This is a genomic window from Pseudomonas sp. Sample_9 (genome assembly GCF_004307535.1).
GTDB classification, from domain to species: Bacteria; Pseudomonadota; Gammaproteobacteria; order Pseudomonadales; family Pseudomonadaceae; genus Aquipseudomonas; species Aquipseudomonas mercuritolerans.
The window spans coordinates 1-13,975 of the sequence record NZ_RAZO01000246.1; the positions used below are offsets into that span (position 1 = coordinate 1).

The following is a 13,975-nucleotide window of genomic DNA, read 5'->3' on the forward strand; positions in this document are numbered from 1 at the left end:
AGCAGGTTCAACACGCCTGCCGGCAGACCGGCTTCGATCCAGCACTTGACCGTCAACTCGGCGACTTTCGGCGTCAGTTCGCTGGGCTTGAACAACACACTGTTACCGGCCAGCAGCGCCGGGACGATATGACCGTTGGGCAGGTGACCGGGGAAGTTGTAAGGGCCGAACACCGCAACCACGCCGTGGGGCTTGTGGCGCAATACGGCGGTGGCGTCGCCCAATGGGCCACTCTTCTCGCCGGTGCGCTCACGGTAGCTCTGCACCGAAATGGCGATCTTGTTGATCATGCTGGTGACTTCGGTCGCGGACTCCCACAGCGGCTTACCGGTTTCTTCGCCGATGGTGCGAGCCAGTTCGTCAGCGTGGTTTTTCAACGCAGCAGCAAAAGCTTCGAGGACGCTGATGCGCTCCTCGAGGGTGCGACGTGCCCACTGAGGAAATGCCTGGCGAGCAGCCTGAACCGCCGATTCGACCTGCGCGGCAGTGGCGCCCTCGCCCGCCCACAGCACTTGCTGGGTCACCGGGTTCAGCGATTGAAAGGCCTCGCCCTGACCGGCCAGCCACTCACCTGCGATGTATAGCGAATTCATTATTTCGACTCCCGTGCAGCGGACAGCGCCACGGCGCGAACCTGATCGCCGGCGCTGAGTTGAAGACGTTTCGCGGTCTGCGGATCGACCACCAGGGTGCCCGCAGCCAGACGCGCTGGGGCAGCCGTGATGCGGCAATCCTCGCGTTTGCGGTTGTGGATGATGAACGGCGTGGCGTCGTCGCCCGGCGTGCCGACGGCCAGCACCAGCGCTTCGCTGTCACGCACCGCGCGGATCTTGCTGGTTTCGCATTCGATGGCCGGGCCGGCGTCGAAGATGTCGACGTAACCCTGGTAACTGAAGCCTTCGCTCTTGAGCATCGCCAGTGCCGGCTCGGTGTCCGGGTGCACCTGGCCGATGACGTTGCGCGCGTCCGGCGAGAGGAAGCAGGTGTACAGCGGGAATTTCGGCATCAGTTCGGCGATGAACGCCTTGTTGCCGACGCCGGTCAGGTAATCGGCCTGGCTGAATTCCATCTTGAAGAAATGGCGGCCGAGGCTTTCCCAGAACGGCGAGCGCCCGGCGTCGTCGGACACGCCACGCATTTCGGCGATGATCTTGTTGCCGAACAGCTCCGGGAACTCAGCGATGAACAGCATGCGCGCCTTGGACAGCATCCGGCCGTTGAGGCCGTTGCGGTAATCGGCGTGCAGGAACAGCGAGCACAGCTCGGAATTGCCGGTCAGGTCGTTGGCCAGAAACAGCGTCGGGATTTCGCGGTAGATGTTCAGCTCTTGCGAAGCGCTGACCGTCAGACCGACGCGGAAGTTGTACCAGGGCTCACGCAGGCCAACCGCGCCGGCGATGGCGGAAATCCCCACCACGCGGCCGTCATCGTCTTCGAGCACGAACAGATAGTCGGCATCGCCACGCCCGGCTTCGCCGCGAAAGGTCTTCTCGGCCCAGCCGACCCGGTGGGTCAGGCGCTCTTCGTTGGCCGGCAAGGTAGTCAGGCCGGTGCCGGTGCTGCGGGCCAGGTCGATCAGCGCGGATAAATCGCTGCTGCGTACGGGACGAACAATCATGCTATCTCCTCAAACGGGCCGCTCGCGCCACCCGTGAAACTCGCTAAGGCGTTAAACCGCCACCAGGCGCACGCTGGCACCTTCACCGACGCCCAGGGCTTCGGCTGCTTCCATATCCAGCGTCACCGGTTTGCCCGGCGCGTAATCCAGCTCCAGCAACACCGCGCGGTAATCCTGCAACTGTGCGTTAGCCACCAGGTACTGGCGTCCGGCGCCTTTGACCGGCTCGCCGATCTTCACCGGCACCACGCGGCTCTGGGCGATCGAACGGATCCCGGAAACCCGCGCATGCAGGGTCGGGCCGCCGTCGAAGATGTCGATGTAGTGATCAGTCTCGAAGCCTTCGCGCATCAGGATGTCGAAGGTGATCTGCGCCCGTGGGTGCACCTGGCCCATCGCCTCTTGGGCGGAATCCGGCAGCAGCGGCACGTAGATCGGGTAATGCGGCATCAGTTCGGCGAGGAAGGTGCGGCTTTTCAGCCCGCACAGGCGCTCGGCCTCGGCGTAGTTGAGGTCGAAGAAGTTACGCCCGATCGCATCCCAGAACGGCGAATCGCCATTCTCGTCGCTGTAACCGACGATCTCGGTCACCACCGAATCGGCAAAACGCTCCGGGTGGCTGGCGACGAACAGCAGGCGGCCACGGGAATTGAGCTCGGCCCATGGCGATCCGACCAGCTCGCGCTGCACGTAGAAACTGGTCAGCAAGCTGTTGCCCGTCAGGTCGTGGCACTGCGAGAGCACGTGGATCTTGTTGTGGATCTTCAGCTCGCGGGAGGCGTGAACGAAGGTCTCGTTGCGGAAGCTGTAGAACGGCTCCGAATAACCGGCGGAAGCGACGATGGCCGAGCAGCCGACCAGTTTGCCGGTGCTCGAGTCTTCAAGGACAAAGAAGTAACTCTCTTCACCGTTGAAGCTCACTTCGGCGGCAAACGAAGCTTCGCTCGCGGCGATCTTGTCGCTCAGACGTTCCACGTCATCCGGCAAGGAAGTGACACCAATCGGGCTGTCCGCGGCCAGACGCTGTACCTCGCCCAGATCAGCCATTTGCGCGGGGCGCATCACCAGCATGGTGTCACTCCTTTCTCTTCAATATTCACAGAAAAAACCGGGCCCACATAAAGATCGATGCAGGAATGGGACTTGTGGCGAGGGGATTTATCCCCGCTGGGGGGGCGAAGCACCCCCAAAAATCTGGGGCCGCTGCGCAGCCCATCGGGGATAAATCCCCTCACCACAGGTTCAATCCAACAGGTGAATGTGCCCGGTATCAAAAATTGGTTCGGCGCCGGAAAAACTCCAGGCGCCGAAAGGTCCATCAGGCTTGCGTCAACTTCGCCGCAGCACGTTCGAAGCGGTCGAGACCTGCGTCGATATCGGCATCTTCCACCACCAGGCTCGGGGCGAAACGGATCACGTCCGGGCCGGCCTGGAGAATCATCAGGCCTTCCTGCTCGGCGGCGTTGAAGATGTCCTTGGCCTTGCCTTTCCAGGCTTCGCTGAGCACGCAACCGATCAGCAGACCGAGACCACGCACCTGGGTGAACAGGCCGTATTTCTCGCCGATCTGTTGCAGGCGGGTCTTGAACTTGTCGTGCTTGGCGTTCACGCCGTTCAACACTTCAGGGGTGTTGACCACGTCGATCACCGCTTCGGCAACGGCGCAGGCCAGCGGGTTGCCGCCGTAAGTGGTGCCGTGGGTGCCGACGACCAGATGTTTGGCCAGCGCTTCGGTGGTCATCATCGCCGCGATCGGGAAACCGCCGCCCAGGCTCTTGGCGCTGGTGAGGATGTCCGGGGTCACGCCGTAGTGCTGGTAAGCGAACAGCTTGCCGCTGCGGCCCATGCCGGTCTGCACTTCGTCGAACACCAGCAGCGCGTTGTTCGCGTCGCACAGTTCGCGGGCACCTTGCAGGTAAGCCAGCTCGGCCGGCAGTACGCCGCCCTCGCCCTGGATCGGCTCGAGCACGACCGCGCAGGTCTTCTCGGACACCGCCGCTTTCAGCGCGGCCAGATCGTTGTAGGGAACGTGGGTGATGCCAGTGATTTTCGGACCGAAACCGTCGGAATACTTCGACTGGCCACCGACGTTGACGGTGAACAGGGTACGGCCGTGGAAGCTGTTCAGCGCGGCGATGATTTCGTATTTCTCGGTACCGAAACGGTCGAACGCCACGCGACGGGCCAGCTTGAACGCGGCCTCGTTGGCTTCGGCGCCGGAGTTGCAGAAGAACACGCGCTCGGCAAACGTGGCGTCGATCAGCTTGTGCGCCAGACGCAGGGCCGGTTCGTTGGTGAACACGTTGGACACGTGCCACAGCTTGTTCGCCTGTTCGGTCAAGGCACCGACCAGCGCCGGATGCGCGTGGCCCAAGACGTTGACGGCAATCCCGCCGGCGAAGTCGATCAGCTCGCGGCCGGCCTGATCCCAGACCCGGGAACCGGCGCCACGCACCGGAATGAAAGCGGCAGGCGCGTAGTTGGGAACCATTACCTGGTCGAAATCGGCGCGTTGTACCGCAGCGTGCTCAACGGACATCGGAGTCTCCTGAAGAGGAACACCCGCCTGGAACTGGCGAGCGATGAGGGGATTGTAAGGACAGTTGGGTGCCCGGCCTTGTCGCCAAGCGACAACTTCTTATAGCGCAAACCCCGGATTTTCCCGGGTTTACGGCAATGCGACATATAGCGTCGCAAAGGCGCAGTTTACCGGGCGCGGCCGATTTGCGGCAGGCCGCGCAGAATACCAAGTCAGCCTCGCGGCAGAGACATAAATATGTACCGCACGAGGTGCGCTGGCTGCTGATTTGCTGAGGGCTCTTCCCAACGCCAAGGAATGGCCATGCACCTGTCTGAAGGACACCCACCGGCAACCCCGACTGTCGCCAACGACGCGCGACATCCCGCTGAGCATTACCAACCGCTGAAAAAGGCGATCCCCGACTGGCTGGGCGACATCTCGGCCACACGGCGAGACGCACTGAAGAAGAGCGTCCCGCAACTGCCCGAACCGCTCAAGACCGCTCCAGCCGAGCAGCATGCGCAGATGAAAAGTCTGAATGCCGCGCACATCAGTGCCCAGAGTGAAGTGGATAAAAGCCTGGAGCATTTGCAGGATGCGGCAGCGTTCGCCGAGCCCCTGCTCAAGGCAGAACTGAAACGCGCTTTCGATCTGGATCTGGATGTCAGAAACACCTATGTGCGTTTGTACATCCCTGCCACCACTCCCTGGTTCCCTATCAAGACCGGCGCAAGGGTGTGGAGCATTTCGCTGCTCGACGCCGCATTGCATAACTTTGAAGACAAGGAAACCCGCACCGACGCCTTCGAAGCCGAGTCAACTTTCACCACGCCACCGACCACGACGGGACAGTTCGACACCTTGCCCGCGATCAAATCAACGATGAGCATCGCCGCGTTCACCCAGTTGTGTCGCCGACTGGATGTCGGCGCGAAGTATCAAGCCAGCCTGGAAGAAAATCTCGGCTACTCCGATCCCATGGTCGCCTCGGTATTGCGCAGCAAGCTGGACGCCAGCGAGAAGGCTGCCATGAAAGCCGCTTTGCAATGGGCACGGATGAACCGCGATGTGTCAGAGAACGCAGTGCGCCTGGTCGAGGCCCTGCTCGATGGCATGAAAGGCATCTACATCCATGGTGCGCCCTTGTTGTGCCATGACGTGACGATGCTCTGCGCGCCACTGACCGGCATCGTTGTCTTCGGGCCGGATTTGACCGTGTCGCGGACCAACGCGCGGATCGTGGCCTATGTGCCGGACGATCCCGAGCACCCGTTCAAGGAATATGCCTCGCCGCTGGAAATGGTCGTTGAACTGACGCGCCAGTTGCGCTCCAGGGAGTACCAGCGGTTCTTCAGCCGCTTCGTCAATCATGAACAGCGCGGATTTTTCTTCGGCACCCTCAACAGCCGTCTCAGCGAAATCAAGTGGCATCCCCACGAACCCGGCAGCTCCCTGCCGGCCTGGCGCGAGGCGCCTGTGGAGCGACCCGATCTGCAGACTGCGCTGGTGCCGTTTCAGGACGACCTGTGGCAGCACCTCTATCAGACGAAACTGAACAAGATTTTCAATGACGGCCGCAGCATCGCCGTGCCCACCGCAGCAGTCGACCAGAAGGCACGCTGGGCGTTCTGGGACTCGGTGGTCGACATCATTTCCACGATCGCCCAGACCGCCGCACTGATCGTCGCCCCCTTCGTACCGGTGTTGGGCGAAGTCATGATGGGGTACATGGCTTACCAGATGCTCGACGAAGCGTTCGAAGGCATCATCGAATGGGCGCAGGGCCGCACCACCGAAGCCTTCGAACATCTGATGGGCACCGTGGAATCGCTGATCCAGTTGGGCATGTTTGCGCTTGGCGGTGCGATTGCCTCGGCTGAGTTTCGCAACGTCTTGCCCAAGGAAGTCGTAGCGTTTATCGACCGTTTCAAATCGGTAAAACTCGCCAATGGTGAAACCCGCTACTGGCAACCCGATCTCGAGCGCTACGAATACCCGGCCCGGCCCGAACCGGATTCGCAACCGACCGCACTGGGCCTGCATCCACATCAGGACAAACAGTTGCTGCCGCTCGAAGATGCGCATTTTTCCGTGCAGGAACACACAGTGCCCGGCCAGTACCGCATCGAACATCCGACTCGCCCCGACGCTTATCAGCCTGTGGTACGGCACAACGGCGACGGGGCCTGGCACACCGAGCTCGAACGCCCCGTGGAATGGGACGGCGAGACCGCACTGCGGCGCATCGGCCCGGCGGTAGAGAGCTTTACCCCGGCCGAGCGCAAAACCATTCTTCAGGTCAGCGGCAGCAGCGAAGATGCCGTGCGCAAAATGCATGTGAATCAGGAGAAAGTCCCGCCGCTGCTGGCCGACAGCATCCAGCGCTTCAAGCTTGACCAGCAGTTGCAGCGCTTCATCGATCAACTCGACAGCGACGTTGCGCAAGAATTTCTGCGCGCCGACCAGGTCACTCAACTGCAATTGCTCAGCGAACATGGCCGCTGGCCCAGCAACCAGCGCCTGCGCCTGATCGATCGCAAGGGCGAGCTGCTCTGGCAGTCCAGCGCAGACGAAAGCCTGCCGTTGACGGAGTTGCGTCAGGATCAATTGATCGGCGGCGACCTGCTCAAAAGCCTGCTTTCGGTTCTCGATCAAGCACAGATCAAGGCACTGCTCGCAGAACCCTTCACCGCGACCCCGCCACTGGACGTGCGCTGCCAGACCCTGCGCAAGCAAGTGGTCGAGCTCGCCAGAACGCACCGAAGCGCACTGTTCGAATCCCGCTATCGAGCCTTGCAGCACCTCGACGATCCGCTGGCGCAACAGCTCAAGACTCACAACCCCGAATTACCAGCGAGCATCACCCGCGAGCTGCTCGACACTGCCACGGGGGGTGAACTGCTACAGATCAGCGATGGACAGCTGCCACCGCGCCAACAGGAACTGATGCAATTGGCCAGCCAGGAAGTGCGCATGACCCGGGCCTACGAGGGGCTCGAACTGGACTCGGTGAAAAATTCCGATTCCGACTCGCTGTCGCTGCACAGCCTGAAATTCCTGCCGGGCTGGAGCGGCGATGTGCGGATCGAAATCCGCGACGGTCGCTACGAGGGTCCGGTGGTCGACAGCATCGGGCGCGAGGACGCGCCTGAACAAAAGGTACTGGTCAGGCGCGATGACGGGCGCTATCAGCCCTTCGACGACCGCGGCCAGGCACTGCACTCATTCGGCGATTTCCATTCCAGCCTGTTGTACGCATTGCCCGACAGTGAGCGCAGCAGTCTCAATATCAGGGTGGGCCAGGGCAACGTGCTGAAAGCCGCCATCCGCGAACGCGCCATGGAACGTGAAGAGCTGCGCGTCGTGCTACAGGAGACGCCGATTCGGCCACCGGTCTTCGATACGCTAAGGCTGCTGGGCAGCGACGGTTATTCCCGAGTTGAACAAAGCGATGAGGAAATCCTGGAAGGCTACCGGCAGGACATCCGCGCGCTTTACCCGAAGCTGACCGACCTGCAGATCAGCACAGTGGAGCAGAACATGCGCGCCAGTCCGCTGGGCCAGCGCGCTGAGATCCAGCGGCTGCAGGATGAATACCTGCAATTACAGAACGAGCTGCATGTCTGGGCCAACAACCCGCCCCTCAGTCATCCCGATACCGGCATTGCACTCACCCCGGTGCAGAAACGCGCGGAAATCCAGAACCGACGATTGCTCAGGGAAGAAATCCTCAAAGGCTGGCGTCGGGAGTACCCTACCGACCTCGATGATTACGCCATGGCATCAGGTCACGCCATGAAGCTTGTGCACCCGATCATCGGCGACCTGCCCACGCTGTCGGCTGACCTCAGGCATATCACCACCCTGATCCTTGATGGCGGCGCCACGCCGGGCTCACTGGACAGTTTTCTGCGACAGTTTCCGCGATTACGGATTCTCGATGCACAAAACCTGAGGCTGCCGTCGCTGCCTCAGGCACTCACACACATGCCTTATCTGCGCGAACTGAAAATGCGCAAATGCGGGCTGAGCCTTACGATCACCACGCAGGCAGTGCTCGCCTCCATGCCACAGCTGACCATCCTCGATCTGCAGGGCAACGCCCTCGGTTTGCCACCCGACCTGCACGCGTTGCCCTCGTTGCGTTACGTCAATCTGTCGCGGACCGGCATACATAGTCTGCCAGATGACCTGTTGGATCATCCTCGGCTGAGTTCCGGCCAGTTCGATGGCAATCGCCTGACAGCGGTGCCCGAAGGGTTCTTCAATTTGCCCCCCTCCTTGAGCGATAACTTCACCTTCGCTGACAACCCGCTGACCCCAGCGGCGCGCGAACGCGTGAAAAACTTCCATGAATACTCCGGCCGACACTTCGACATTCGTCCGGAGCGCGCAGATCTGCAGCGCACCATCGCATTGTTCCCTGACCTCAACGAGGAGCAAGCCACCAAAGTGTTCTACCGCTTGCCCGGAACACTGACTGAGGCCCGTGCCCAGTTGGCGCTCTGGGAAGCCGAGGTCAGCCAGTTGAACCTGGAACTCAGCCAATGGATCAACCAGGCGGCCACGTTTCACCCTGAAACAGGTGAACGCCTGCCGATCGCCGAACAGACGCGTGAGCTGGATGCCAGGCGGAGCTTCGCGCAACAACTTGAGCAGTTCTGGCGCAGCAGATCCGTGTCCACTCGCGAGGGCAGTCTTGAGGCCAGCGCTGCGTTCAGTGGTGACATGCCCGTGCTCAGCGCAAACTTCGAGCACGTTTACGATATGACCCTGACTGGCAATCGGGAGATTTCGGCGATCGCGCCGTTTCTGGAGTGCTTCCCCCAACTGACCAGGCTCAAGCTGAACAACTTCGAACTCGAACCGAAGGCGTTGCCGATGAATACGCTGACTCGTCTGTTCCAACTGCAGATGAAAAACTGCGGCGTGCTGTTGACTCCGGAGAATCAGGCGGCGCTGCTGTCTTTCGACCATCTGCACCAACTGGATCTGAGCGATAACCCGTTGGGAACCTTCCCCGACCTCAACCTGTTGCCCCGGCTGTGGGACATTGACCTGTCCAACAGCGGCCTCAGCGTTGTCCCGGATGGACTGGCCAGCCACCCGAATCTGCGCTCCGCAATTCTGTCCGGCAATCGCATCACGCAATTACCGGACGCCCTGTTCGATCTGCCTGCCGAGCGCAGCGGCAGCATTGATCTTTCCGACAATCCCTTGTCGACCGAGGCGCGCGACAACGTCCAGACCTACTATCGCAGCCATCGCAAGGACTTCCATGTCATGGCCGCCGACGAGGACATTGGCCTGGCGCAGGAATTGTTCGCCAATCTCGATCAGCAGAAGGCCAGCGGCATGATCTACGATCTGCCGGGCAATCTGGCCGACAGCCGCGCGCAACTGCTTCGCTGGAAAGCGGAGCTGGCGCAGATGCAACTGGATCTCGAGCGCTGGGTGCAGGAAACGCCGTCCACGCATCCGATCACAGGCCGTGAGCTTTCGGAAATGGAGCAGGCGCAACAGCATTCGGCACGGACCGCATTCAAGCAAGACCTGGAGGCTTTCTGGCGCCAGCGGTCCAAAGTGGACGGCAAGCGCAGCACGGCCCTTGTGACCGATCTGAAATTCGTCGGCCAGATGCCTCGCCTGAACGTCGACTTCAGCCATGTCTCAACCCTGAAGCTGACGGGCAATGCAGCGATCACCGGCATAGACACGTTCGTTGAGTCCTTTGTCGAGCTGCGGGTGCTGCAAATGAAGAAATTCGCGCTGAATGAAATTCCGCCCTTCATCGCCAACCTGAACAATATCGAACAGCTGCGCCTGGACGGCTGCGCCATCAACTACACCTCCGCCGGACATGATGTGCTCGTGTCGCTGAGCAAGCTCAAGCGTCTGGACCTGAGCAACAATCCACTGACCGTGACACCCGATCTACAGACGATGCCGGCATTGCAGGACGCTTTTCTGACCCGTTGCAATCTCTCGTCTCTGCCCGAAGGTATTGCCGAACACCCGGCTTTGCAGTCCCTGTATCTCAACGACAACAAGATCACACAGTTGCCGGAAGCATTGTTCAGCGCAAATCCGAATCGCACCGCCGGCGTGCGGCTGGCCGGCAATCCGCTGTCTCTGGCTGCTCGCGAGCGAATCAAGACCTACCATGCCGAACACAATCGCCACTTCGGCATACTGCCCGCCCCGAATGACGTTGCGATGGCGCGCAGAGTGTTCCCGCACTTGAGAGACGATATGGCCATCGACATGATCTATCGCCTCCCCGGCACATTGCAGGCAGGTACGGCGCAACTGATGAGCTGGGATGCCGAAGTGACCCGACTGCTCAGCGACCTCGAAGCGTGGCAGCAGCGCGTACCGAGTCATGATCCGACAACGGGCCAACTCTGGACCGCGCAGCAAAGAGCAGCGCAACTTGAGGCGCGAAACCAGTTCAGCGAAAGTCTTGAGGATCTCTGGCGCGGCAGTCGTATCGACATGCCGGATCTGCGCCTGGAAGTCTTGACTACCGAGGCTCCATTCGTCGGCGAACTGCCACAGCTGAGCGCCGATTTCAGCCAGATCACGCACCTGAAAATCCAGGGCAATCCACAGCTGAGTATTGCCGATGGCTTTCTCGATTGCTTCACTGGGCTGGAGGGACTGGAATTGCCTGGTTTCGCACTGGGCCGAATCCCGCAAGCGCTGGAGCGCATGCCTTCGCTTGAAACGCTCATGCTCAGCCGATGCAATATCACCCTCGATACTGCCGGACAAGCCACGTTGTCGACCCTGAGTCGCCTGACGGCGCTGGATCTGTTCGGTAATCCGCTGGGCCAGACGCCCGATGTATCGACGCTTGCCAACCTGACCTTCATCGATCTGATCCGCACGGGAATCGAGCGTGTGCCCGCCGGGCTGGATCGACCTGCGCGCCTGAAAACGGCGCTGCTGGGCGAAAACAACATCATCGGATTACCTGAGGACCTCACGGTTTTCGCCAACCGCGGCGTGGATCTGGCTGCCAATCCACTGTCTGCCACCTCGCGCGAACAGATCAAGGCGTGCTACCTGCTCAAGGACGACAATTTCGGTGTCTGGGCCGAACAGGCGGATCTCGATCTGGCCCAGACGCTGTACCCGGGGTTGACTGCCTTCGATGCCAATGACCTGGTCTATCGCCTGCCCGGTTCAATGGCGGACGGACGCAGCGAACTGCTGCGTCGGCAGACCGAGCTCACCTCGTTACTCGGCAATCTTGATGCCTGGGTCAATGCAACGCCCACTGATTCGGTTAACCAGGGCGTGCCGGAAAATGAAGCGTGGCGCGAGCAAGTCGTCCAGCGCCAACGCTTCAAGGACAACCTGGAAAAACGCCTGCGGCACTTCCCGGTCAACCCCATGGACGGCGAGTTCGTCTGCGACCTTTCGTTCACCGGCGAGCTGCCGCCGCTGTCTGGGCGTTTCGATTACATCGACCAATTGCGGCTGACCAGCACGGCGAGCACTCCTCCTCCCGTCGATCGCTTGCTGGAGCTGTTTCCCCGGCTCAGGGTGCTGGATATCCGCAATTACCCGTTACGTCGGGTTCCTGCGCCGGTCTTTGGCCTCGAAACCCTGAGTAGCCTGAACCTCTCGGGCTGTGAGATCGCAATGACTGCCCGCACGGCAGAGGCTTTCGCACCGCTGAAAAATCTCGGTTCTCTGGATTTGAGTAACAACCCACTGGGGCACAGCCCCGATCTGATCCACTTTCCCGACCTTCAGTTGCTGGACCTGAGCAACACCGGCCTGACCATGCCGCCCGCTGGCTTGTTCCGGCTGACTCAGTTGCGCAAGGCTGACCTGTCCAACAACAGAATCAGGGCGTTGCCGTCCGGGTTTCCGTCCCGTCCCGACATCATGATGACCGAGTACGATTTCAGCGCAAATCCGCTGCAAGCGGAAAGTCAGCAACGTCTGGACAGGTACAACACGGCCCTTGGCGCGCACGACATCGAGACGCGCGCATCGAGTACTCCCGCCTGGAATGAATTTGACGATTTCATGGATTCGGATTTTTCCGATGGCGAGGAGCGACCGTTACCGCCGAGCGACCCTGACTGACGCGCTGTCAGCCGCGCTCCGGCGGCACTGACGACAATTCGAACGGGCTGCTGCTGCGCCGCTGGTTGCGATCTTCCCGCGGCGTGGCACCGAAGAAATTGCGATAGGCGCTGGAAAAATGCGGCCCCGAGGAGAAGCCACAGGACAGGCCGATCTGGATGATCGACTTGCTGGTCTGCATCAACATCTGCCGGGCCTTGTTCAGGCGCAATTCCAGGTAGTACTGGCTCGGCACGCGGTTGAGGTATTGCTTGAAGATCCGCTCCAACTGCCGGCGGGATACGCACACATGCTGGGCGATTTCGTCGGTGGTCAGCGGCTCTTCGATGTTGGCTTCCATCAGCAACACCGCTTGGGTGAGCTTCGGATGGCTGGAGCCGAGGCGATTCTGCAATGGAATGCGCTGACGCTCACCGCCCTCGCGGATGCGCTCGACCACCAGTTCTTCCGACACCGCACCGGCCAGTTCCGCACCGTGATCGCGGGCCAGCACCGCCAGCAGCAGGTCGAGCACCGACATGCCACCACAAGCGGTCAGGCGATCGCGATCCCAGTCGAACAGATGACTGGTGGCGATGACTTTCGGGAAGCGCTCAGCAAAATCGTCCTGCCAGCGCCAGTGCACGGCGGCGCGATAACCGTCGAGCAAACCGAGCTGGGCCAAGGGATAGACACCGGCCGACAGCCCACCGATCACGCAACCGGCACGCACCAGTTGCTTGAGCGCACTGCTCAGCGCCGGCGCCAGGGTGGTCGGTGGCTCGTCAGCGAGCAGGAACAGTTTCTGGAAATTCTCGAGCTTGCCGGCCCAGGGTTCGCCGGGCAATTGCCAGGCCCCTTCGCTCTGCGGCTCGGCCTGCAGGAACGACAGTTCGTAAACCACGTCCGGGTGCACCCGCTGCGCAACACGCAAGGCCTCCTCCGCCAGCGCCAGCGTCAACGCTTTAGTGCTGGGCCAAATCAGGAAACCAATTCGATGGGCAGTCATGGGCGGGCAATCCGAAACGAACAACGGTGATGAAGGCATGGGCCAATGCTAGCCCGGAAATGAATACAAATCCTGAGTCCGACACAGATCCATGTAGGAGCTGCCGAAGGCTGCGATCTTTTGATTTTCGAAAAACAAGATCAAAAGATCGCAGCCTCGTTGCACTCGGCAGCTCCTACAGGGGATCTGGGTCAGGCTTCAGGTCGCGAAGCATGACCTAATCTGGTGCACAACGGCAGCCCTGATTTATTTCAGGCTGCCCGACAGGAACTGCTGCAAGCGCTCCGACTGCGGGTTGACCAGCACTTCGCGCGGGTTGCCGCTTTCTTCGACGACGCCTTTGTGCAGGAACACCAACTGGTTCGACACTTCACGGGCGAAGCCCATTTCGTGGGTCACCACAACCATGGTGCGACCTTCCTGCGCCAGCGCCTGCATCACCTTCAGCACATCGCCGACCAGTTCCGGGTCGAGGGCCGAAGTCGGCTCGTCGAACAGCATCACTTCCGGCTCCATCGCCAGCGCACGGGCGATCGCCACGCGCTGCTGCTCGCCGCCGGACATGTGCCCCGGGAACGCGTCCTTGCGATGGGCCACGCCGACCTTGTTCAGGTAATGCTCGGCCTTTTCGCGGGCTTCGGCCTTGGACACGCCAAGCACATGCACTGGCGCTTCCATGATGTTTTCCAGCGCGGTCATGTGCGACCACAGGTTGAAATGCTGGAACACCATCGACAGGCGCGAA

7 protein-coding genes are annotated in these 13,975 nt (G+C 61.0%); 1 reads left to right on the forward strand and 6 read right to left on the reverse strand.

Annotated features, from left to right (window positions below; genetic code table 11):
* The 4 genes from D6877_RS13830 to D6877_RS13845 form a co-directional block, all read right to left on the reverse strand.
* On the reverse strand, positions 1-596 hold a 596-nt coding region (locus D6877_RS13830; protein ID WP_178083682.1), incomplete at its 3' end, for an aldehyde dehydrogenase family protein.
* Positions 593-1,618 (reverse strand): arginine N-succinyltransferase, encoded by a 1,026-nt coding sequence (gene astA, locus D6877_RS13835; RefSeq protein WP_024014014.1) that lies wholly within the window; start codon positions 1,616-1,618, stop codon positions 593-595. The genes astA and D6877_RS13830, both read right to left, overlap by 4 nt.
* A 51-nt stretch (positions 1,619-1,669) precedes the next feature.
* Entirely contained in the window at positions 1,670-2,689 is a 1,020-nt protein-coding gene (aruF, locus tag D6877_RS13840; protein WP_024014015.1) for an arginine/ornithine succinyltransferase subunit alpha, read from the reverse strand.
* 247 nt (positions 2,690-2,936) lie between these two features.
* On the reverse strand, positions 2,937-4,157 hold the full coding sequence (locus tag D6877_RS13845) for an aspartate aminotransferase family protein (protein WP_016773586.1): 1,221 nt from the start codon (positions 4,155-4,157) through the stop codon (positions 2,937-2,939).
* 303 nt (positions 4,158-4,460) lie between these two features.
* Between D6877_RS13845 and D6877_RS13850 the strand changes: the two genes are divergently transcribed.
* Positions 4,461-12,242 (forward strand): DUF6543 domain-containing protein, encoded by a 7,782-nt coding sequence (locus D6877_RS13850; RefSeq protein ID WP_130911159.1) that lies wholly within the window; start codon positions 4,461-4,463, stop codon positions 12,240-12,242.
* A gap of 7 nt (positions 12,243-12,249) precedes the next feature.
* Here the strand turns inward: D6877_RS13850 and argR are convergent, their stop codons facing one another.
* Both argR and D6877_RS13860 read right to left on the reverse strand, forming a co-directional pair.
* Positions 12,250-13,230, reverse strand: a complete 981-nt coding sequence (gene argR / locus D6877_RS13855) for a transcriptional regulator ArgR (protein ID WP_024014018.1) — start codon at positions 13,228-13,230, stop codon at positions 12,250-12,252.
* Positions 13,231-13,476: 246 nt separating this feature from the next.
* A partial coding sequence (locus D6877_RS13860) for an ATP-binding cassette domain-containing protein (RefSeq protein WP_130911177.1) occupies positions 13,477-13,975 on the reverse strand: 499 nt, incomplete at its 5' end.